Source organism: Sulfuritortus calidifontis, assembly GCF_003967275.1.
Classification (GTDB): Bacteria; Pseudomonadota; Gammaproteobacteria; order Burkholderiales; family Thiobacillaceae; genus Sulfuritortus; species Sulfuritortus calidifontis.
Genome location: NZ_AP018721.1, coordinates 1,285,498 through 1,306,402 on the forward strand (window position 1 = coordinate 1,285,498; position 20,905 = coordinate 1,306,402).

The following is a 20,905-nucleotide window of genomic DNA, read 5'->3' on the forward strand; positions in this document are numbered from 1 at the left end:
GACGCAAGTGAAGTTAAAATGTGGCGCAATTATAAACGCCGATACCCATAAACCTTGCGTCTCAAGCACATTCACCTGGCGGGGTTCAAATCTTTCGTCGACCCCGTGACCATCCCGGCCCCGGCCCAGTTGACCGGCATCGTCGGTCCCAACGGCTGCGGCAAGTCCAACGTGATCGATGCCGTGCGCTGGGTGCTCGGTGAATCCAAGGCCCGCGAGCTGCGCGGCGAATCGCTTCAGGATGTGATCTTCAACGGCTCGGCGGACCGGAAACCGGCCTCGCGCGCCTCGGTCGAGCTTCTGTTCGACAACAGCGCCGGCAAGGCCCCGGGCCAGTGGTCGCAATATGCCGAGATCTCGGTCAAACGGGTGCTTACCCGCAACGGCGACTCCAGCTACTACATCAACAACGTCCACGTCCGCCGGCGCGACATCGCCGACCTGATGCTGGGCACCGGCCTGGGCGGCGACGCCTACGCCATCATCGAGCAGGGCATGATCTCGCGCCTGATCGAGGCCAAGCCCGAGGAGATGCGCGGCTACCTGGAAGAGGCGGCCGGCGTGTCCAAATACAAGGAGCGGCGCAAAGAGACCGAGCGCCGCCTGATCGACACCCGGGAGAACCTGGAGCGGGTCGATGACATCCGGCGCGAGCTGGGCGCCCAGCTGGAAAAGCTGAGCGGCCAGGCCGAAGTGGCCAAGCGCTACTTCGCCCTGACCGAGGAAAAGACCCTGAAAGAGCAGCTCCTGGCCCTGATGCGCCAGCGCCAGGCCCAGGCCCGGCAGGCCGCGCTCAACCAGGATATCGAACGCAGCCGCACCGAGATCGAGGCCAAGATCGCCGACCTGCGCCGGCTGGAGAGCGAGCTGGAGGCGGCCCGGCTCGGTCAGTTCTCGGCGACCGAGGCGGTCAACCAGGCCCAGGCCGGCTTCTACGCCGAGAGCGGCGAGGTGGCCCGGCTCGAGCAGGCCCTGCAGATGCTGCGCGAGCGGCGCGAGCGGCTGGAGGCCGACCTGCGCCGCCTGAGCGAGAGCCAGAGCCAGACCGAGGCGGAAAAACAGCGCGCCGAGGAAGAATCCCGGCTCAAGGCACGGGAACTGGACGAGGCCCGGGAAATGGCCCTGAGCCTGGAAGAGCAGGCCCGCGAACTTTCGGTCGAGCTGCCCGCGGCCGAGGCGACCCTGCGCCAGGCCCAGGCCCAGGTGGCCGAGGTGCAGCGCGAGCTGGCGAATCTGGAACAGACCGTGCAGTTGGAGCAGTCACACGTGAATCATGCCGAGCGGGTGATCGACCAGCTCAAGCAGCGCCACGCCCGCCTGGCGCGCGAGCAGATCGGCCTGGCCGCGCCGGCGCCGGAGGCGATCGCCCGCCAGGAAGTGGAAATGGAGACCGCGCGCGAGCAGGTCGAGACCTTCCGGGCCCAATTGGAGGCGGCCAAAGGCGCGCTGGCCGGCCTCGACCAGGCCCGGCGCGAAGCCGCCCTGGCCCTGGAGCAGACCGGCCGCGGCCTGCACAAGGCCGAGGCCGAGCTCGCCGCGCTGAAGAAATTGCAGGATCAGGCCGCCCAGGCCGAAAGCGAGGGCCGCAACTGGCTGGAGCGCCAGGGTCTGGCCCGCAGCCGGCGGCTGTGGCAGGCGGTGAAGGTCACCGCCGGCTGGGAAAACGCCTTGGAGGCCGCGCTGGGCGAGCGCCTGGCCGCCCTGGTGGCCGAGGCCCGCAGCGACTGGTTTGCCGCGCCGCCCGAGAGCCGATTCGATTTCATCCTGGCCGATGCCGGCCCGGCGCCCGCCAGCCCGGCGGCGATCAGCGGCCTGACCCCGCTGCGCCAGCATGTCGCCACCGACGACGCCCTGGCCGGCCGCCTGCTCGATGATTGGCTGGCCCTGGCCTATGTCGCCGACGATCTGAACACGGCCTTGGCCGCCCGCGGCCAATTGCCCGTGGGTGGCCTGATCGCCACGCCCCAGGGCCATGTCGTCACCCGCAGCACCCTCACCTTCAACGCACCGGAGAAGGGCCATCACGGCCTGCTCGCCCGCGCGCGCGAGATCGAGGCCCTGCAGATCGAGGTCGATCGCCAGCAACTGGCCTACGTCCAGGCCGAGACCCGGAGCCAGCAGGCCGAGCAGGCGCTGCACGAGGCGCGGCGCCAGGCCGACCAGTTGCAGGCCGAGCTGAACCGGGCGCAGGCGCACCTGCACCAGGTGCAGATGGGACTGGTGCGCGACAGCGAGGCGGCCAAGCGGGCCCAGGAGCGGCGCGAGCAGCTGGAGCAGGAAAGCCAGGAGATCGCCGAGCAGCTGGCCGAGGAAGAGCTGCAGCGGGCCGAGGCGCAGGCGCGCCTGAACGAGGCCCGGACCCAAAGGGAATTCGTGCGCGAGCGCCTGGAAGAATCGGACCAGGCCCGGGCCCAGGCCGAACAGGCGCTGATGCAGTTGCGCGACCGGCTGCGCCAGGAAGAGCGCGAGGTGCAGGAGGCGGGTTTCCGCGTGCGCGCCATCGAGGCCCGCCTGCAGGAATTGGCCGAGCGCCGGGGCCAGGCCGAGCGGCGGCTGGAAGAACTGGCCCAGGGCCTGGAGAACGCCCGGGAAGAGCTGATGGGCATGGATCCGGCGGCCGCCCAGGCCGAGCTGGAGGCCGCGCTGGAACGCCGCCAGGCCGCCGAGCAGACCCTGATCGCCGCCCGCAACGCCCTGGAGGGCGAGAACCAGCGCCTGCGCGAGATGGAGCAGCAGCGCCTGAACACCGAGCGCGCGCTGGAGCCGCTCAAGGCCAACATCCAGGCGCTGGAACTCAAGCTGCAGGAGGCCCGGCTGCGCGAGGCCCAGTTCGCCGAGCAGCTGGCCGAGGTCGATGTCGAGGAACTGGCGGCCAAGCTGCCGGAGGGTGCCAGGGACTCGGATTACGCGGCCGACATCGAGCGCCTGGGCCGGCAGATCGCCGAGTTGGGCGCGGTCAACATGGCGGCGGTGCAGGAACTGGAAGAGGCCCAGGCGCGCAAGAGCTATCTCGACGCCCAGGCCGAAGACCTGACCACGGCGGCCAACACCCTGGAAGAAGCGATCCGCCGCATCGACGCCGAGACCCGCTCACGCCTGAAGGCCACCTACGACACGGTCAGCCGCGAGTTCCGCAACCTGTTCACCGACCTGTTCGGCGGCGGCGAGGCCCAGCTCATCCTGACCGGCGAGGAGATCCTGGATGCCGGCCTGATCGTGGTGGCCCAGCCGCCGGGCAAGAAGAACAGCTCCATCCACCTGCTCTCCGGCGGCGAGAAGGCGCTGACCGCGCTGTCGCTGGTGTTCGCCTTCTTCCGCCTGAATCCCGCCCCGTTCTGTTTGCTCGATGAGGTGGACGCCCCGCTCGACGACTCCAACACCGAGCGCTACTGCAACCTGGTGCGCAAGATGTCGGGCGAGACCCAGTTCATGTTCATCACCCACAACCGCATCACCATGGAAATGGCCCAGCACCTGGTCGGCGTGACCATGCCCGAGCCGGGCGTGTCGCGCCCGGTGGCGGTGGATGTGGAGGATGCGGTGCGCCTGGCCGAGGCGGCCTGATCAGGCCGGGCCGTCTTGTTTCGCTTCCAGGAAAAAGCCCTGGGCATAATCGAAGCCCAGGCTCATGGCCTGATCCAGCATGCGCTGGTTCTCGATGCCTTCGGCCACCATCTTGTAGCCCGCGCTCCTGACCAGATGGGCCACTTCGCGCACCACCTGTTTCTGCCGGTCGTCCCCCTGTTCCAATAACCGCATCATGGTGATGTCGAATTTCACCAGATCGACTGGCATCGAGGCCAAGTAGCGCAGGGAGGAATAGCCGCTGCCGAAGTCGTCCAGCGCGATCAGGCAGCCGGCCTCGCGCAATTTGTGAATCTGCCGGGTCGCCTGGTCGATCTGCTCGATCAGCGCGGTTTCGGTGATCTCGACCACGATCTTGTATTCCGGGTAGACCTGCTTGAGCATGACCAGCATGTCGGTCACCTTGTTCGACAACAGGCCGACCGCGGAAACGTTGATCGAAATGCCCAGGTGCATCGGCACCCGGCCGAATTCCATGTCGCGCTGCACGGCCTGGATCACCGCCTGGTCGTACTCGGCGTCGATCCGCCGGGCCTGGACCACCGGGAAGATGTCGCCCGGCAGGATGATCTCGCCACCCAGCTTGATCCGGCTCAGGGCCTCGACATAGACCGGCTCCCGGCTGTCGAGCTGGACCACCGGCTGATAGCGCATCTCCATCAGGAAGGGGTCCTGGATGGTCTGGTAGATGGCGGAGATGCTCTTGTTGGCGAGCAGGGGGGAGGATTCCTGCAGCTGCTCGTCGTAGACCTCGATCTTGCTGCTGCTCGGCCGCTTGGCGGCATACATGGCGATATCGGCCTGCTTCTGCAGTTCGCCTAAGGTGGCCCCCGGCCCGGAGTGGGCGATGCCGATGCTGATGGTGACGGGCTCGTCGATGCCGTACTGGCGGAAATCGTGCAGCAGCACCCGCTCCCGGCAGCGGGTGGCGATGGCCTTGGCATTGGCCGCCTCGCCATCGACCAGGATGGTGGCGAATTCGTCGCCACCCAGCCGATAGAGCCGATCCTCGCTGCGCAGGGTTTGTTGCAGGGTGGTGGCGACGGCCCTGATCACGTTGTCGCCGGTCTGATGGCCGTAGGTGTCGTTGATCGCCTTGAAATGGTCGCAGTCGAACAGGATCAGCGCACAGCGCTCGACCTTGCGCTCGATGTTGAGGCCGCGCCAATCCTCATCGTAGGCCCGCCGGTTGAATACCCCGGTCAAGGGGTCGCGCCTGGCCTGGTCGTAGAACTCCTGGCTACTGGATTCCAGATTCCGGTTCAGGTCGGACAAGCGGGCGTGGTAGTCGTAGAAGGCGCGGCGCAGGTTGTCGAGCTCCTCGACCTGAATCTGGGTGGCGGAGGGAGTACGGCCGTTCTGGCGGTTTTCCCTCAGATCGTTGATCTCCCTTGCCAGGGACCGGATGGGCGAGACGATGAGCCGGTGGATCAACCAGGAGGCGGCGGCCAGAATCAACAGCAGCAGGGCAAGCAGGCGCAGCAGGGAATCTTCGTAGATGGTGCTGAGCTGGTCGAACGCCTGATTCGGCTTGACCGGGAAGGCGAGGTGGTCGGCCAGGGTGGCCATGTCGATCTGGCTGCCGTTGGGCAGGTTGGAGCTGATGTTGCTCAGGTCGACATAGCGGAACTGGTGCTCGGCCTTGAGTTCATCGACCAGATCGAACTGAATGCCGCCGTAGCCCAGCCACTTTTCGCCACCGGGGTCGCTCGGGATGGGGAAGAAGGCATGGAGATGGTAATGGGCAACGCCATCCTCCAAGTCCTTGCTGAAGGTCATGACGGGCATGGCCTTGCCTTTGGGCAACTGCTTCGGCAGGTGGGTCCCCGCCGGACTGGGTGCCAGGATCCGGCCATCGAGGCCGTAGAGCGCCACGGTATCGATGGTTTTCGGCAGGATGCCGGCATCTTTCACCCGGATATCCCGCCACAACTGGTAATAGTCGGTGTACATCAGCTGCTGCTTGGTCTCGTCCCAGAGCGCGAGATTTTTGCTCAGCGACTGAATCCGATTGGCCACCGAATGGATGGCGGCGGCCATTTCCTGCCTGGCCAGGATTTTCTCCTGCTGGGCGACCCGGTCGGCCACATCGGCGATCTCTTTGCTGGTCAACGCCGCCAGCACTGCGACCACGACTGCGATGATCAGTGCATAGGCGATGCTGAAGTAGTGGACCTTGATCGCTTTCATGGCGCCCCTCAGGCGTCCTTCAACTCGGCCAGCACGTCGTCGAGCAGGGTGAATTCATGCTCGCCATCCATGAAATGGTCGGCCCCCTCGACGATCACGACCTTGGCCCGCGTGAGCCTGAGCCGGTCGATCCAGTCGGGGCCGAACAGATCGTCCTCGCTGCCGACGATGAAGGTCATCGGCAAGGGAACCTGATTGATGGTGCTCAGGATGCGCTCTGGCGACCATTCCAGATAAGACAGCAAGGACTGGGGCGTGCCCTGCAGTTGCTTGCAGAAAGTGAACTGATGTTTGACGATGGCCGTGTTCTGGTTGCGGGACATGGCGCGCAGCTGACGGATGATCTGTCCCCGTTTCTGCTCGCCGGCGTAGAGTCGCCCTTCGATGATGCTGACTCCTATCAGCTTGCGCACTGCGGGATCGGGGTGGGCCTGGAGATAGGCCAGAAGGTGCACGCTGCCGAAGCTGTGGCCGAGCAGCACGATCGATTTGCGCCGTTTCTTCAGCCAGTCCAGCCAGACCCGCAACTCGCGGACCGCGCCGTCCATGATATGGGTGTGGATGGCCTCGCAGGACAAGCTTTGCCGGCGGTTGGGGATGTTGAGGCTGAGCGTGGGGGAGAGAACGGTATAGCCCTCGCCGGCCAGGTTGTTGGCCAGGCGCTGGGTGGTGGGAAACTCGTGGGTCTGCAGGAAGCCGTGTAGCATTAGCACTGCGGGCTTGTCCGGCTTGCCGGCGTGATACTCGGCCCGCGCCGTGAGTTTGCCGTTGACCGCAAGCGTGACGATTTCAGCCTGAGCCCAGGTACTTGTCAGTGCAAGCAGCAGAGATACCCAGATATGCATCGTTGTTTCCTACTGGTTAGGTAGTACTCGGTCTCATGATCGCTCTAGATACCGCGTTTTCTGCCGATGGGCCGCTCGCGAGCGTTATTACCCATTATCGACCAAGAAATCAGCAAGTTGAAATGGCTCGCCGGGTCGAGGCGGCCCTGCATTCGCGAAGTGTTGCCGTTCTGGAGGCGGGCACCGGCACCGGCAAGACCCTGGCCTATCTGGTGCCGGCCATGCTCTGCGGCGGCAAGACCATCATCTCCACCGGCACCAAGACCCTGCAAGACCAGCTCTACCACCGCGATATTCCGGCCGTGCGCGAGGCGCTCAACGTGCCGGTCAGCGTGGCCCTGCTCAAGGGCCGGGCCAATTACGTCTGCCATTACCACCTGGAACGCGGCCTGGCCGATGCCCGCCTGAGCAGCCGCGAGGTCGCCGGCCATCTGCGCCAGATCGCCCGGTTCGCCGCGGTCGACGACAGCGGCGACCGCATGGCCCTGAAGACCGTGCCCGAGGACTCGCCGGCCTGGGCCTACGCCGTGTCCAGCCGGGACAACTGCCTGGGCGGCGACTGCCCGTACCACCGCGACTGCTTCGTGCTCAAGGCGCGCAAGCGGGCCCTGGAAGCCGATATCGTCGTGATCAACCACCATCTCTTCTTCGCCGATGTCTGGCTCAAGGACGAAGGGGCAGGGGAGCTGCTGCCGGCGGCCAACGCGGTGATCTTCGACGAGGCGCACCAGCTGCCGGAGACCGCCAGCCTGTTCTTCGGCGAGAGCCTGACCACCGGCATGCTCTTGGAACTGGCGCGCGATGTGCGGGAGGAGGCCGACCAGGCGGCGGGCGACTTCCTGCAACTGAACCAGGCCGCGACCGACTTCGACCAAGCGGTGCGCCCCCTGCGCCTGCAGTTCAACGCTGCCCAGCAGCGCCTGCCGGCCGCGCGCGCCCTGAGCCAGCCAGGCTTCGCCGCCGCCCTGGGCGAATTGCAGACCCGGCTCGATCGCTTGCGGGCCTTGCTGGAGGCCCAGGCCGAGCGCTCCGAGGGCCTGAAGAACTGCCTGGAGCGGGCGACACAGTGCCTGGAACGACTGGCGCGCTGGCGCGGGCCCGATGATGAAAGCTGCATCCGCTGGCTGGAGGTCGGCACCCATGCCGTGATGCTCCATGTCACCCCGCTCGATGTCAGCGAGCTGTTTTCCCGCCAGGTCGAGGATGGCGCCCGCGGCTGGCTGTTCACCTCGGCCACCCTGGCCGTGCGCGGCGACTTCAGCCATTTTCTCGACCAGCTCGGCCTGACCGGGGCCGAGACCGGCTGCTGGGACAGCCCCTTCGACTACGACGGCCAGGCCTTGCTCTATGTGCCCCAGGCCATGCCCGACCCCAACACACCCGAATACACCCGGGCCGTGGTCGAGGCCGCCTGGCCGGTACTCGAGGCCAGCGGCGGCCGCGCCTTTCTGCTGTTCACCAGCCTTCGGGCCATGAACGAGGCACACGGCCTGCTCCAGGCAAAGATGGCGGAAGCGGATCGGCAATTCCCCCTGCTGCTGCAGGGCGCGAAGAGCCGGACCGAGCTGCTCACCGAATTCCGCGCTCTGGGCAATGCCGTGCTGCTGGGCAGCCAGACCTTCTGGGAGGGCATCGACGTCGCCGGCGAGGCCCTGTCGCTGGTGGTGATCGACCGCCTGCCGTTCCAGCCGCCGGACGATCCGGTGCTGGCCGCCCGCATCGATGCCATGAAGCGGGCGGGCAAGAACGCCTTCTTCGACTACCAGCTGCCGCACGCCATCATCAACCTGAAGCAGGGCGCGGGGCGCCTGATCCGGCGCGAGAGCGACCGCGGCGTGCTGATGATCTGCGACACCCGGCTGGTCGACAAACCCTACGGCCGCCGCATCTGGCAGGCCCTGCCGCCGATGCGGCGCAGCCGCAAGCTGGCCGATGTCCTGGCCTTTTTCCAAACGGAGCCGGCGCTTGCCGAGCCGGTCTGACTGGCGGCGTCATCTGCTGGCCTGGCTGCTGATGCTGCCGGCAACGCTGGCGGCCGGCCAGATCGAGTTATTGGTCCAGACCTCGCCGGTGGCCGGCTTTCAATACCACGCCGGTCCCGCCCTCTGGCCGCTGATGCGGGCGGGCGATGCCCTGAGCCTGGTGCGCGAGCCGGGCAATCCCTACGACCCCAGGGCGATCCGGGTGGAATGGAACGGCGCCCCGATCGGCTTCGTGCCGCGGCTCGACAACCTCGATCTTGCCCGGCTGATGGACGGCGGCGTGAAGCCCGCGGCCCGCATCGTCCACCTGCAGGCCAGTCGCGACCCCTGGCGCCGGGTGCTCATCGAGGTCTATCTCGACCCGGAACCGGCTACAATCCCAGCCTCGTCCCAAGATCAGCGACCGGTTCAACAGCGTCCACCAACACCTTGAAAATACTGGCCTTCGACACCTCCACCGAATGGTGCAGCGTCGCCCTCGACCTGGATGGCACCTTGTCAAGCCGCGCCGTGCTGGCCGGCCAGCGGCATTCGGAATGGCTGCTGCCCATGGTCCAGGAATTGCTGGCCGAGGCCGGCTTGGTGCTGACCCAGCTCGACGCCCTGGCCATCGGCCAGGGACCCGGTTCCTTCACCGGCCTGCGCATTGCCTGCGGCGCGGCCCAGGGCCTGGCCTTCGGCGCCAACTTGCCGGTCGTCCCGGTTATCACCCTGGAGGCCATGGCGGCCCAGGCCCTGGCCGACAGCGAATTCGACGGCGCGGTGGTCTGCGTCGACGCCCGCATGAATGAGGTCTATGCCGCGGTCTACGCCAAGGCGCCTGCCGGCCTCGCGGCGCAAGTGGCACCCGGCCTGTTCGCGCCCAGTGCCGCTCCGCTGCCAGTCGCTGCCGGGCGTTATCTTGGCTGCGGCAGTGGCTTTGCCGCCTACGCCGAGCCGCTGGCGACGCGCTATGGCGACCGCTTGGCCGAGCTGCGGCCCGAACGCTATCCCCACGCCGAGTGGATCGCCCGGCTCGCCGCAGACAAGTGGCGCGCCGGCCAGGCGGTGGTCGCCGAGGCGGTCGAGCCGCTGTACATCCGCGACAAGGTCGCGCTCAAGACCTGCGAACGGGCATGAACGCCGTTTTGCCCAGCGCCGAACCGACATACCGGCCCATGACCGAGGCCGATCTTCCCGCCGTGCTGGCGATCGAACGCGAGGCCTATCCCTTCCCTTGGACCCTGGGCAATTTTCGCGACTGCCTGAATTCGGGTTATCGCTGCGAAGTGGTGGAGCAGGGCGGCGAGTTGGTGGGCTACAGCGTGCTCGCCAGCGGGGCAGGCGAGGGCCACATCCTCAACTGCTGCGTCGCTCCGTCGAGCCAAGGCCGCGGCATCGGCCGCCAGTTGATGCAGCGGCTGATGGCCAGCGCCAAGGAGTACGGCATCGCTACCCTGTTTCTCGAGGTGCGTCCGAGCAACCGCCGGGCCATCGATCTTTATGAGCATCTGGGCTTCGAGCCGGTCGGGCTGCGTCGGGGCTATTACCCGGCGGCCCAGGGCCGGGAGGACGCCCTGGTGATGAGGCGCGCGCTATGAGCCTGGGCCGGGAGGAACGCTTCAGGGAACTCGGCCTCTGGCCGGTCTGGCGCCGGCGGGGGATCAAGCCAGCGCCGGCGGCGGCTGCCGACGCGCCCGAAGCGGCAGGCGACAGCGAACTGGCCCAGCTCGATTTGGCGCAGTTGCGCGAGGCCGTGCTCAACTGCACCCGCTGCGAGCTGCATCAAACCCGCAAGCAGGGCGTGTTCGGCGTGGGCGATCCGAATGCCGATTGGCTCATCGTCGGCGAGGCGCCGGGAGCGGATGAGGATCGCTTGGGCGAGCCCTTCGTCGGCCAGGCCGGCAAGCTGCTGGACGCCATGCTCGGCGCCATCGGCTTGCAGCGCGGGCGCAAGGTCTACATCGCCAACGTCCTGAAGTCGCGGCCGCCCGGCAACCGCGACCCGAGGCCGGAGGAGGTGGCGGCCTGCCTGCCTTATCTGGAGCGCCAGATCGAGCTGATCCGGCCCAAGCTCATCGTCGCCCTTGGCCGCATCGCGGCCCAGAGCCTGCTGGTCACCGACGCGCCACTGGCCCGCCTGCGCGGCAGGCTGCATGTCTACCGCGGCTTGCCCCTGGTCGTGACCTATCATCCGGCCTATCTGCTGCGCAATCCGGCCGACAAGGCGCGGGCCTGGGAAGATCTGCTCCTGGCCCGGGCCACCATGCGCGGCTTGCAGAACAACGATTCGGCCTAACAGGCCGTTGAAAAACGTAGCGAGGATGGCCAGATGCAAGGCGCACGGAGCGCAGCGACCGAGACATATCAAATAGATAGGCGAGGGAGCGAAAACGCAGTTTCGGCGCAGGCTAACCTCGGCGCCGCCGAGGTTAAGCGAAGCGGCCGAAGCCAGCACCGCGCAACGCCGCAGATGGCCCACCGCAGTAGTTTTTCAACGGCCTGCTAAATGTTGAAGAGATCGAAATGAAGGAGGTCACTATGCGCAAGCTCGCTCTCTGGCTCATCGCCCTGTTCGCCAGCCTCAACCTGTCCGGTTGCGGCTACAACACCCTGCAGGCCCAGGACGAGGGGATCAAGGCCGCCTGGTCCGAGGTGCTCAACCAGTATCAGCGCCGCGCCGATCTGGTGCCCAACCTGGTCAACACCGTGAAAGGCTATGCCGCGCACGAGGCCAAGGTGCTGACCGAGGTGACCGATGCCCGCGCCCGGGTCGGCCAGATCCAGGCTACGCCGGAATTGGTCAACGATCCGGCCGCCTTCCAGCAGTTCCAGGCCGCGCAGGCCGAATTGTCGACGGCGCTGGGGCGCCTGCTGCTGGTGGCGGAGAACTACCCGCAACTGAAGGCCGATGCGGCCTTCCGCGACCTGCAGGCGCAGCTGGAAGGCACCGAGAACCGCATCACGGTGGCGCGCAAGCGCTACATCGAGGCGGTGCAGGCCTACAACACCACGGTGCGGCAATTCCCGAGCAATCTCACCGCCATGCTCTTCGGCTTCAAGACCAAGGCCAATTTCGCGCTGGAGAACGAGAAGGCCCTGGCGGCGCCACCCAAGGTGGACTTCGGCGGCGGCGAGCCGGCCGGGGCTGATATCTCCAAGGGTTATTGAGGCCGGTGAGCCTGCGCCGCGCGCTCGCTGCGCTTGCCCTCGCGCTGTTCACCTGCACTGCCGCTGCCGAGGTGGCGGTGCCCCCGCTGAACGCGCGGGTGATCGATCTGACCGGCACCCTGAGCGCCGAGCAGCGCGGCGCGATCGAACGCAAGCTGGCGGCCCTGGAGACGGCCAAGGGCAGCCAGATCGCGGTGCTTGTGCTGCCGACCACCCAGCCCGAGACCATCGAGCAATATGGCATCCGGGTGGCCGAGACCTGGAAACTCGGCCGCAAGGGCATCGATGACGGCGCCTTGTTGCTGGTGGCCAAGGACGACCGCGCCCTGCGCATCGAGGTCGGTTACGGCCTGGAGGGCGTCATCCCCGACGCCGTGGCCAAGCGGGTGATCGAGGAGATCATCCTGCCCAGGTTCAAACAGGGCGATTTCGCCGGCGGCATCGACGCCGGGGTCGATGCCCTGATCGGGCTGGTGCAGGGTGAGCCGCTGCCCGCGCCGGCGCCGCCGGCCCCAGGTACCGACCTGCTGGAACAGGCGCTGCCGCTGGCCCTGATTTTCATCTTCGTCGTTGGCGGCCTGCTGCGCGCCATCTTCGGCCGTTTCCTCGGCGCCTCGGCGGCGGGCGGCATCGCCTTCTTCGGCGCCTGGCTGCTGCTGGGTTCGTTCGTGGTCGGCCTGGTCGTCGCCTTGGTCGTCTTCCTCATCACCCTGGGCGGCGGCGGCCACATCGGTCATCTCGGCGGCGGCTTCGGTGGTCGGGGCGGCGGTGGTTTCGGTGGCGGCTGGTCCGGCGGGGGCGGTGGTTTCGGCGGCGGTGGCGCCTCGGGGAGGTGGTAAGGCCATGCAGTTCAGACGCATCCTCAAACACCTGTTCTACCCGGACTGGCTGGCCTGGCAGGCCTTTCCCAGCCGCAGCCGGCGCGCGATCGAGCGCGCCATCAGCGAATCCGAGGCGCGCCACGGCGGCGAGATTCGCTTCGCCGTGGAGCCCAATCTGCCGCTGCGGCCGCTGTTGCGCGGCATGAGCGCGCGCGAGCGCGCCCTGGAAATCTTCAGCCAGCTGCGGGTCTGGGATACCGAGCAGAACAACGGCGTGCTGATCTATCTTCTGCTGGCCGACCGGGACGTGGAGATCGTGGCCGACCGTGGCCTGAACGGCCGGGTGGAAGCGGCGGAGTGGGAAGCGATCTGCCGGCAGATGGAGGCCGACTTTCGCCGTGGCGCTTACGAAGCCGGGGTGCGACAGGGCATCCAGGCCATCGGCGCGCACCTCGCCCGCCATTTTCCGCCGCCGGCCGACAATCGCAACGAACTGCCGGACCGGCCGACGCTGATTGTCTGAACTACTTGGAGCCCGAGCCGTGGTGCACGTGCTCGGCGGCCGCCAGCAGGCGCTCCAGTTCTTCCTTGTGCAAGGCCATGTTGGATTGGTGCCAGCGGCGCACCAGGTACATGGTCAGCGCGACGAACAGGCTGAACAGGATGATGACCGCATAGACCGACAGCTTGGCCCAGACCAGCAGGGCATAGAGCCCGAGCATGACCAGGATGGACAGGTTCTCGTTGAAGTTCTGCACGGCGATGGAGTGGCCGGCGCCCATCAGGATGTGGCCCCGGTGCTGGAGCAGGGCGTTCATCGGCACCACGAAGAAGCCGGCCATGGCGCCGACGGCCAGCATGAGCACGATGGCCGGGATGGTGCCCTTGACGAAGACCATCAGGGCCGCGGACAGGCCCATGACGATGCCGACCGTGATCACCTTGACCGACTGATGGATGGGGATCAGCCGGCCGGCGAGCACGGCACCGATGGCGATACCGATGGCGAACACCACTTGCAGATAGGCCGCCTCGTGCAGGGGTATCCGCAAAGCCTCCTCGGCCCAGCGCAGCATGATGAACTGCAAGGTGGCGCCGGCGCCCCAGAACAGGGTGGTCACCGCCAGGGTGATCTGGCCCAGCTTGTCGATCCAGAGCAGACGCACGCAGTGGGCGAAGTCACGGATCATGTAGAGGGGCGAACGGTGGGCGACCCGGTGGTCGACGCCGGTGTCGGGAATCCAGAGGTTGAAAAGCGCCGCCACCAGGTAGACCAGGGCGATGGCCAGCATGCTGTAGTCGAGCAGCGAGCCGAGCAGGCTGCCGTCGATCAGCTGGCCGAACAGCATGGTGTCCACGCTTTGAAAGGCGCCCTGGATCAGGGGGCTGATCAGCCAGCCGCCGAGGATGGTGCCGAGGATGATGGCCGCCACGGTCAGGCCCTCGATCCAGCTGTTGGCCAGCACCAGTTTGCTGTGCGGCAGATACTCGGTGAGGATGCCGTACTTGGCCGGCGAGTAGGCGGCAGCGCCCAGGCCGACCACGGCATAGGCATAGAGCGGGTTGACCCCGGCGATCATCATCACGCAGCCGGCGATCTTGATGGTGTTGCTGATGAACATGACCCGGCCCTTGGGCATGGAGTCGGCGAAGGCGCCGACGAAGGCGGCCAGCACCACGTAGGAAATGGTGAAGAACAGCTTGAGCAGGGGCTCGTATTCGGCGGGGGCCTGAATCTCCCGCAACATGGCGATGGCGGTGATCAGCAGCGCGTTGTCGGCCAGCGCGGAAAAAAACTGCGCGGCCATGATGATGTAAAAGCCTCGATTCATTAACGGCTCGAGATCACGTTATCGTTTTCTGAGTCCTCCTTATACCACGCAGGGTGTGACGCCAGCCACCGATCATGCGGCTTGAAACGGCGTCTGAGGCAGTGGCATGAATGGACTACTCTTGCCAGACAAAGTGTGGTTGAATTGCATAATTAATTTTTATCTGACTATTAGCAGAGCAATAGAGCAATGGCCGATCGGCGCCTTCAAGTCTTCTACACCGTCGCCAAGCAGCTGTCCTTCACCAAGGCGGCGGAGCAGCTGTTCATGACTCAGCCTGCGGTGACCTTCCAGGTCAAGCAGCTGGAAGAGCATTTCAACGCCCGCCTGTTCGAGCGTTCGCACGGCAAGATCTCGCTCACCCCGGCCGGCGAGCTGGCGCTGGACTACGCCGAGCGCATCCTCAACCTGACCGCCGAGATGGAGGCCCGGGTCTCCGAACTGACCGGCCAGGTCAGCGGCCCGCTCCTGATCGGCGCCTCGACCACCATCGCTGAATACATCCTGCCGCGCATGCTGGGCGAGTTCAAACAGATGCACCCAGAGACCCAGGCCCGCCTCACCGTGGCCAATTCGGAGACCATCGAGAACAAGGTGGCCGAACACACCCTGGACCTGGGCCTGATCGAGTCGCCCTCGCATCACCCCAACCTGGTCACCCGCGCCTGCTGCGAGGACGAACTGGTCATGATCTGCGCGCCCAACAGCGAGCTGGCCAGGCTGACCGTGGCCACCCCCAAGCAACTGGCCAGCCATCCCTATATCACCCGCGAGTCCGGCTCCGGCACGCGAGAGGTGATCGACGACTATTTCAACCACAACGGCGTGCCGGCCGACGAGCTGAACCTGAGCATGGAGCTGGGCAGCCGCGAGGCGATCAAGGGCGCCGTGATCGCCGGCCTGGGCTTCGCCATCGTCTCCAGCACGACCGTGGCCAAGGAAGTGAAACTGGGCGAACTGGCGGCGGTGCCGCTCAACCCGCCGCTGCGCCGCCAGCTGACCCTGGTCTATCCCCAGGAGAAGTTCCGCAGCAAGCTGTTGCAGGCCTTCCTCGACTACATGGCGTCCTGTCCCTATCTGGTCGAAGTCACTCCCAACAACAAAAAGAAGTAGGTCATGACCCAGGACGAGCGCCGTCTCCTGCGGCTGTTCCGCAGCCTGAGCGAGAGCCAGCGCACGAGCCTGGTCGATTTCGCCGAGTTCCTGACCAGCCGTGCCAGCGAGGGCGCGGCGCCAAGCCAGCCCCAGACCCCGCTCGACATCCCGCGTCCCACCGAGGAAAGCTTGATCCAGGCGATCAAGCGGCTGAAAGCGACCTATCCCATGCTCGCCGGCGACAAGCTTCTGCACGAGACCTCGGCCCTGGTCACTCAGCACATCCTGCACAAGCGGCCGGCGGCAGAGGTGATCGACGAACTGGAAGCGATGTTCCGCCGCCAGTATGAAAATCACAGCCATGGCGAATAGCCGCATCCTGGGCGAAAATAGCGCGTCTAGGAGAAAACCATGAGCAACGCCGATCAAGCCGAACTCGACAAATTCAGCGCCCTGGCCCATCGCTGGTGGGACCCGAACAGCGAGTTCCGCCCGCTGCACGAGATCAACCCGCTGCGCCTGGAATGGATCGACGGCCTGGCCCGGCTTGCCGGCAAAAGCGTGCTCGACGTCGGCTGCGGCGGCGGCATCCTGGCCGAGGGCATGGCGGGCAAGGGCGCCCAGGTCACCGGCATCGACTTGTCGGAGAAGGCGCTCAAGGTGGCCAAGCTGCACAGGCTGGAATCCGGCGCCCAGGTCGACTACCAGCTGATCGGCGCCGAGGCCTTGGCCGAGCAGCGGCCGGCCAGCTTCGACGTGGTCACCTGCATGGAGATGCTGGAACACGTGCCCGACCCGGCCAGCACCGTCGCCGCCTGCGCCCACCTGGCGAAGCCGGGCGGCTGGGTGTTCTGCTCCACCCTCAACCGCAACCCCAAGAGCTATCTGTTCGCCATCGTCGGCGCCGAGTACATCCTCAAGCTGTTGCCGCGCGGCACCCACGACTGGGCCAAGTTCATCAAGCCATCGGAGCTGGCCGGCTTCGGCCGCCAGGCCGGGCTGGAACTGGCCGAGGTCATGGGCATGACCTACAACCCGATCACCAAGGCCTACAAGCTGGAGCGGGACACCGACGTCAACTACCTCATGGCCTTCCGCAAGGTCTGAGCCGATGGCGGGCAAGGCATACCGGGTCGTCCTGTTCGACCTCGACGGCACCCTGGTCGATACCGCGCCCGACCTCGGCTACGCCCTGAACCAGTTGCGCCAGCGCCGGGGCCTGCCCCCGCTGGCCGAGGCGGTGATCCGGCCCCAGGCCTCGCACGGTGCCCGCGGCCTCTTGCAACTGGGCTTCGACATCGGCCCGGAAGACAGTGATTTCGCCGCCCTGCGCCAGGAATTTCTCGCCCTCTACGAGGCCAACATCGTCCGCGCCTCGCGCCTGTTCCCCGGCATGGCCGAGGTGCTGGCCGACATGGAGGCGGCTGGCCTGCGCTGGGGCGTGGTGACCAACAAGCCCGAGCGCTACACCGTGCCCCTGCTGCGCGGCCTCGATCTCCTGGCACGGGCCGCCTGCGTGGTCAGTGGCGACACCTGCGCCCAACCCAAACCGCACCCGGCGCCCATGCTGCACGCCTGCCACCTGGCCGGGGCCGAGGCGCCGCAATGCCTGTACATCGGCGACGCCGAACGCGACGTCGAGGCGGCCAGCGCCGCCGGCATGCCGACCCTGATCGCCCGCTACGGCTACCTCGGCGAGAACGACCGGCCGGAAGAGTGGGGCGCCGCCGGCTTCATCGACCGCCCGGCCGATCTGCTGCGCTGGCTGGAAATTCGCGAATCGGCTTGAACTTTTTCGCCCGGCAGGCATCATAGAGGCCTGTACTGCGGGGGCGACCTGGTTTCGACGTGGGTTGCAAAGCAGTTAGGGCATACCGAGGAGCGGGCTACCTCGTTAATCCATCCGTCATCAAGATAGTCGCCAACGACGAATCTTACGCTCTGGCCGCTTAAGGCCGGACGCTGCACCGATCGGCCTGCGGGTCGGGCTGGGTAAAACCAGCAGCAGCGTCATAAACAGCAGGAGCAAGGCAAGCCTGAGCCGCGGGGGCTTGCACGGAAACCTAGCGGATCGCTCGTAACCAGCCTGCCGGTCGGCGGGTTGCGGGTCAAATCAAACGACCAGGCTAAGTATGTAGAACTGACTGTAGAGGGCTTGCGGACGCGGGTTCGATTCCCGCCGCCTCCACCACTTACCCAAAACCCAACCCTTATCGGTTGGGTTTTTTTTTTGCCCGTTCCCCCAGCGTTGGCGCGGCTCCCGGGCTTGGTCTCGCGAGCGCCACCCCTGCGAAGTCGGCGTTTTCGCCCCCGCTGACGCCTCTCTGTTCTCCGTTTTCTCTGGTGGTCACGCGAGCGTTCTCGAGGCCACTTCCTTTGCTGGCGCGGGTTTAGAGGCGGTCGGTTGTGGTTGGCAACTCCTGTAGCGGTGGCGACCGAGTGCCAAGCGGCCACAAAAAAACCGCCCGTAGGCGGTTGCTGGCGCTGAGCGACGCGCTCACCCGGGTGGCACGAGCACCCGCATCTGGTCGCCCCAGGCGTTGGGCCAGGGGCGGCGCATCACCTTCTCCAGCACGGCGTCGGGCGAACCCGCCAGCCGTTCCACGACATCCGGGGCCAGGAGCGTCAGCCGCATGACCCGGCGTACCTGCGTCACGTCCATGCCTTCGGCCTCGGCGATCTCGGCTACTGATGCCGCCCGCTGCTCATCCAGCAGGCGTTGCCAGTGGTGCGCCAGTCCTAGCGCCCGCATCAACGCGGTGTCCTGCGCGGCCGACCGGGCTTCCCGCTCCCGGGTGGCCTCGGACAGAAATTCCTGCGGCGCGTCCAAGGGCGTGATGACCTGCTTCTTCAGCCCCCGCTTCACCAGCGTCCAGGGCACGAAGGTTTCCAGTTGCACGCCGCCTGCCGGGCTCGGCAGTTGATAAGTGACCGGATCACCCTTGAACCGGCCCCGGTGCTTCTTGCTCATGCGTCCTCCTCAAAGCGCTTCACGATCTGGCGTTGAGCTTCCCAATCCACCGGAAGCGGGTTGCGCTGGAACCAGATCAGGTTCATCCGGCGCGGCTGCCGTCCGGCCATCAGCAGTTCGAGGATGTCGGGCGCGAGCAGGGTCAGACGCATCAGCTCGTTGGGCACCGAGGGGTGCAGTCCTTCGGCCCGGGCAATGTCTGATCCACTCTTCATCACACCGGTGTCCACGAGGTGCTGCCAGTAGAAACCGCGTGCCACCCCCTCCAGCAGCGTCACATCGTGAACGTGGCGGTCGTCGGCGGCCACCCGCCGCGCGCCCCGGCGGCGAAACGTCAGGGGCACGAAGGTTTCCAGTGTGTCGTCCATCAGGCTTCGACCTCCACCAGTTCCGCGCCGATGCCCCTTGGGGCAAACTCACCGATCAGGGCGTCCCAGCCCAGTTCCCGCCACTTCACCTTGATGCCCTGCACCTCGCCGACGTGGACGAGGTCGATGCGCTCGATCATCAGGTTGGCGATTCGGTGACGCTCGACCGGGAACAACTGATCCCACACGTCGTTGAGCCGTCCCATCGCCATCACCGTGGTGGCCTCGTCGATCTGACCGCCGTTGCGCTGGATGTGGCGCACCACCGATGCGATGGATTCCGGGCTGGTCAGCACCGTGCGGATCTGAGCCACCACTGCAGCCTCAATCTCCGGCGCAGGTAAGCGCTCGTAGCTTTTGCCCGGTGCCCCGAACCTGCTTTCCGACTTGGACACGTAGTAGTGGTACTTGCGCCCGTTCTTGCGTGAGTAGGTCGGGTACATCCGTTCGCCCGAGGGGGCGTACAGCAGGCCGCGCAGCAAAGCGTCGGTGCGCGACCGGATCTTGGTTTCCACCGACCGGGTGTGCCCATCCCTGGCCAGCACCGTGTGGACCTTGTCCCAAAGCTCCTGGTCGATGATCGGCGGGTGAGCGCCGGGGTACCAGTTCCCCTTGTGCGACAACTCCCCCAGGTAGATGCGGTTGCGCAGCAGCTTGTGCAGGTACTTCTTGTCGATGCGCGTGCCGCTGCGGGTCTGGCCCTCCTGCGTCGTCCAGGCCTTGGTAGTGATGCCGTCGGCGGTGAGGTTGACGGCGATCTGGGTTGGAGAACCAATGGTCAGCATCTCCTCGAAGATGCGACGCACCACCGCCGCCTCGGTTTCGTTGATGACCAGGAGGCGGTTGTCGACGTCGTAGCCGAGGGGCGGGACACCGCCCATCCACATCCCCTTGCGCTTGGCGGCCGCGATCTTGTCGCGGATGCGCTCGCCGGTGACCTCGCGCTCAAACTGGGCGAAAGAAAGCAGGACGTTGAGCATCAGCCGCCCCATCGAGGTGGTGGTGTTGAACTGCTGGGTGACCGACACAAAGGACACCTCGTGGCGTTCGAACACTTCGACCATCTTGGAGAAGTCGGCCAAGCTGCGCGTCAGGCGGTCGATCTTGTAGACCACCACGATGTCGATCTGGCCGCGCTCAATGTCCGCCATCAGGCGTTTCAGCCCGGGCCGATCCGTGTTGCCGCCTGAGAAGCCAGGGTCGTCGTAGTCGTCGGCCACAGAGATCCAACCCTCGGATCGCTGGCTGGCGACGTAGGCGTGGCCCGCCTCCTTCTGGGCGTCGATGGAGTTGAACTCCTGGTCAAGCCGTTCATCCGAGGACACCCGACAGTAGACGGCGCAGCGCTTGCGGGCGCGGGTAGCGGCGATCTCGCTCATCGGGCACCTCCCTTGCTCAGGCCAAAGAACAGCGGCCCAGACCAGTGCGCGCCGGTGATGTGGCGGGCCACCGCCGTCAAGCTCTTGAAATTGCGCCCCTGGTACTCGAACAGCCCCTCGGCGGTGACTGTCACCCGGTGCTCGCGTTCGCCCCATTCGCGCAGCAGGATCGTGCCCGGCGCGAAATCGAACTCGCGCGGCTTGGCCCGCAACTTGATCTTGGAGTGTTTCGCGCCGATGGCCTCCAGACGCTGCTTGGTCTCGGGCGCGAGGCCACCGAAGGCCTCCTCCTGTAGCTTGTAGGCGATCCGGGACTCGACGTGGGTGCGGTTGGGGTAGTCCGGGCGGCGCGGGAAATACCGATCCCACACCGTCCAGAGCTCGGACATTGGCAGGCAGGCCAGCTCCGCGATCCGTGCCGCGACGGATGCTTGTTTCTCGTTCATCACAACTTCTCCTCTTGATAGGGGGTTGTATGAACGCGCTGGTCGGGCAGGAAGCCAAGGCCAACTTCTCTCTGTTTCGGCTCATCCGCAGCAAGGGTGCGGACGATTGCAGCCGCAAGGATGGCGGCGATTTCGCCAGCACGGGCGCTGGCACTCATCTCCGTGGGAGATGCGAGTTCGAGGTTCTTCATGACGGCTCCGAGGAATTGCAACCGTCAGGGATAGTGAGCCTGATCTTCCG

The 20,905-nt window shown here is 66.2% G+C and carries 21 protein-coding genes and 1 other RNA gene; 14 read left to right on the forward strand and 8 right to left on the reverse strand.

Annotated elements, in window-relative coordinates; genetic code table 11:
- Positions 1–54: 54 nt before the first annotated feature.
- A complete protein-coding gene (smc, locus tag EL388_RS06785; protein ID WP_126461470.1) occupies positions 55–3,564 on the forward strand; it encodes a chromosome segregation protein SMC in 3,510 nt (1,169 codons plus the stop codon).
- Here smc and EL388_RS06790 read toward each other — a convergent pair whose 3' ends face one another.
- Positions 3,565–5,775, reverse strand: coding sequence for a GGDEF and EAL domain-containing protein (locus tag EL388_RS06790; RefSeq protein ID WP_126461473.1), 2,211 nt, complete (start codon positions 5,773–5,775; stop codon positions 3,565–3,567).
- Between the two features lie 8 nt (positions 5,776–5,783).
- On the reverse strand, positions 5,784–6,620 hold the full coding sequence (locus EL388_RS06795; protein ID WP_126461476.1) for an alpha/beta fold hydrolase: 837 nt from the start codon (positions 6,618–6,620) through the stop codon (positions 5,784–5,786).
- A 35-nt stretch (positions 6,621–6,655) separates the two neighbouring features.
- On the opposite strand from EL388_RS06795, the gene EL388_RS06800 reads away from it, so the two are divergent.
- The 8 genes from EL388_RS06800 (at position 6,656) to EL388_RS06835 (ending at position 13,096) form a co-directional block, all read left to right on the forward strand.
- Positions 6,656–8,602 (forward strand): DNA repair helicase YoaA, encoded by a 1,947-nt coding sequence (locus EL388_RS06800; protein ID WP_126461479.1) that lies wholly within the window; start codon positions 6,656–6,658, stop codon positions 8,600–8,602.
- Positions 8,586–9,035: an HIRAN domain-containing protein gene (locus EL388_RS06805; protein ID WP_232019203.1), complete on the forward strand. Its 450-nt coding sequence runs from the start codon at positions 8,586–8,588 to the stop codon at positions 9,033–9,035. Before EL388_RS06800 ends, EL388_RS06805 begins: the two co-directional genes overlap by 17 nt.
- On the forward strand, positions 9,032–9,721 hold the full coding sequence (gene tsaB / locus EL388_RS06810; RefSeq protein WP_126461482.1) for a tRNA (adenosine(37)-N6)-threonylcarbamoyltransferase complex dimerization subunit type 1 TsaB: 690 nt from the start codon (positions 9,032–9,034) through the stop codon (positions 9,719–9,721). Before EL388_RS06805 ends, tsaB begins: the two co-directional genes overlap by 4 nt.
- A complete protein-coding gene (gene rimI / locus EL388_RS06815; RefSeq protein ID WP_126461485.1) occupies positions 9,718–10,182 on the forward strand; it encodes a ribosomal protein S18-alanine N-acetyltransferase in 465 nt (154 codons plus the stop codon). Before tsaB ends, rimI begins: the two co-directional genes overlap by 4 nt.
- Positions 10,179–10,880, forward strand: a complete 702-nt coding sequence (locus tag EL388_RS06820; protein WP_126461488.1) for a uracil-DNA glycosylase — start codon at positions 10,179–10,181, stop codon at positions 10,878–10,880. Before rimI ends, EL388_RS06820 begins: the two co-directional genes overlap by 4 nt.
- A gap of 242 nt (positions 10,881–11,122) precedes the next feature.
- Entirely contained in the window at positions 11,123–11,752 is a 630-nt protein-coding gene (locus EL388_RS06825) for a LemA family protein (protein WP_126464037.1), read from the forward strand.
- A gap of 5 nt (positions 11,753–11,757) precedes the next feature.
- The gene (locus EL388_RS06830; protein WP_420856655.1) at positions 11,758–12,591 is read left to right on the forward strand and encodes a TPM domain-containing protein; all 834 of its coding nucleotides are present in this window, start codon (positions 11,758–11,760) and stop codon (positions 12,589–12,591) included.
- Between the two features lie 4 nt (positions 12,592–12,595).
- Positions 12,596–13,096, forward strand: coding sequence for a TPM domain-containing protein (locus EL388_RS06835; protein WP_126461494.1), 501 nt, complete (start codon positions 12,596–12,598; stop codon positions 13,094–13,096).
- A gap of 1 nt (position 13,097) precedes the next feature.
- Here EL388_RS06835 and lplT read toward each other — a convergent pair whose 3' ends face one another.
- Complete coding sequence (gene lplT / locus EL388_RS06840; RefSeq protein ID WP_126461497.1) at positions 13,098–14,405, reverse strand: lysophospholipid transporter LplT; 1,308 nt, start codon at positions 14,403–14,405, stop codon at positions 13,098–13,100.
- A 189-nt stretch (positions 14,406–14,594) separates the two neighbouring features.
- Here lplT and EL388_RS06845 point away from each other — a divergent pair, with 189 nt between their 5' ends.
- The 5 genes from EL388_RS06845 (at position 14,595) to ssrA (ending at position 17,691) form a co-directional block, all read left to right on the forward strand.
- The gene (locus EL388_RS06845) at positions 14,595–15,518 is read left to right on the forward strand and encodes a LysR family transcriptional regulator (RefSeq protein WP_126461500.1); all 924 of its coding nucleotides are present in this window, start codon (positions 14,595–14,597) and stop codon (positions 15,516–15,518) included.
- Between the two features lie 3 nt (positions 15,519–15,521).
- Entirely contained in the window at positions 15,522–15,872 is a 351-nt protein-coding gene (locus tag EL388_RS06850) for a hypothetical protein (protein ID WP_126461503.1), read from the forward strand.
- A 39-nt stretch (positions 15,873–15,911) separates the two neighbouring features.
- Positions 15,912–16,607: a bifunctional 2-polyprenyl-6-hydroxyphenol methylase/3-demethylubiquinol 3-O-methyltransferase UbiG gene (gene ubiG, locus EL388_RS06855; protein ID WP_126461506.1), complete on the forward strand. Its 696-nt coding sequence runs from the start codon at positions 15,912–15,914 to the stop codon at positions 16,605–16,607.
- 4 nt (positions 16,608–16,611) lie between these two features.
- Positions 16,612–17,289 carry a phosphoglycolate phosphatase gene (gene gph, locus EL388_RS06860; RefSeq protein WP_126461509.1) on the forward strand — a complete coding sequence of 226 codons (678 nt, stop codon included), beginning with the start codon at positions 16,612–16,614 and terminating at the stop codon, positions 17,287–17,289.
- A gap of 39 nt (positions 17,290–17,328) precedes the next feature.
- Positions 17,329–17,691, forward strand: a transfer-messenger RNA (tmRNA) gene (gene ssrA / locus EL388_RS06865).
- Between the two features lie 306 nt (positions 17,692–17,997).
- Here ssrA and EL388_RS06870 read toward each other — a convergent pair.
- Genes EL388_RS06870 through EL388_RS06890 form a run of 5 tightly spaced genes read right to left on the reverse strand, consistent with a single transcriptional unit; the run spans position 17,998 to position 20,855 of the window.
- Positions 17,998–18,471, reverse strand: a complete 474-nt coding sequence (locus EL388_RS06870) for a hypothetical protein (protein WP_126461512.1) — start codon at positions 18,469–18,471, stop codon at positions 17,998–18,000.
- A complete protein-coding gene (locus EL388_RS06875) occupies positions 18,468–18,839 on the reverse strand; it encodes a hypothetical protein (protein ID WP_045785217.1) in 372 nt (123 codons plus the stop codon). The genes EL388_RS06870 and EL388_RS06875 overlap by 4 nt, the downstream gene beginning before the upstream one ends.
- Positions 18,839–20,218 carry a recombinase family protein gene (locus tag EL388_RS06880; RefSeq protein WP_126461515.1) on the reverse strand — a complete coding sequence of 460 codons (1,380 nt, stop codon included), beginning with the start codon at positions 20,216–20,218 and terminating at the stop codon, positions 18,839–18,841. Before EL388_RS06880 ends, EL388_RS06875 begins: the two co-directional genes overlap by 1 nt.
- Positions 20,215–20,664, reverse strand: coding sequence for a DUF2924 domain-containing protein (locus tag EL388_RS06885; protein WP_049246955.1), 450 nt, complete (start codon positions 20,662–20,664; stop codon positions 20,215–20,217). The genes EL388_RS06880 and EL388_RS06885 overlap by 4 nt, the downstream gene beginning before the upstream one ends.
- A complete protein-coding gene (locus tag EL388_RS06890; protein WP_048811581.1) occupies positions 20,664–20,855 on the reverse strand; it encodes a hypothetical protein in 192 nt (63 codons plus the stop codon). The genes EL388_RS06885 and EL388_RS06890 overlap by 1 nt, the downstream gene beginning before the upstream one ends.
- Positions 20,856–20,905: the final 50 nt, after the last annotated feature.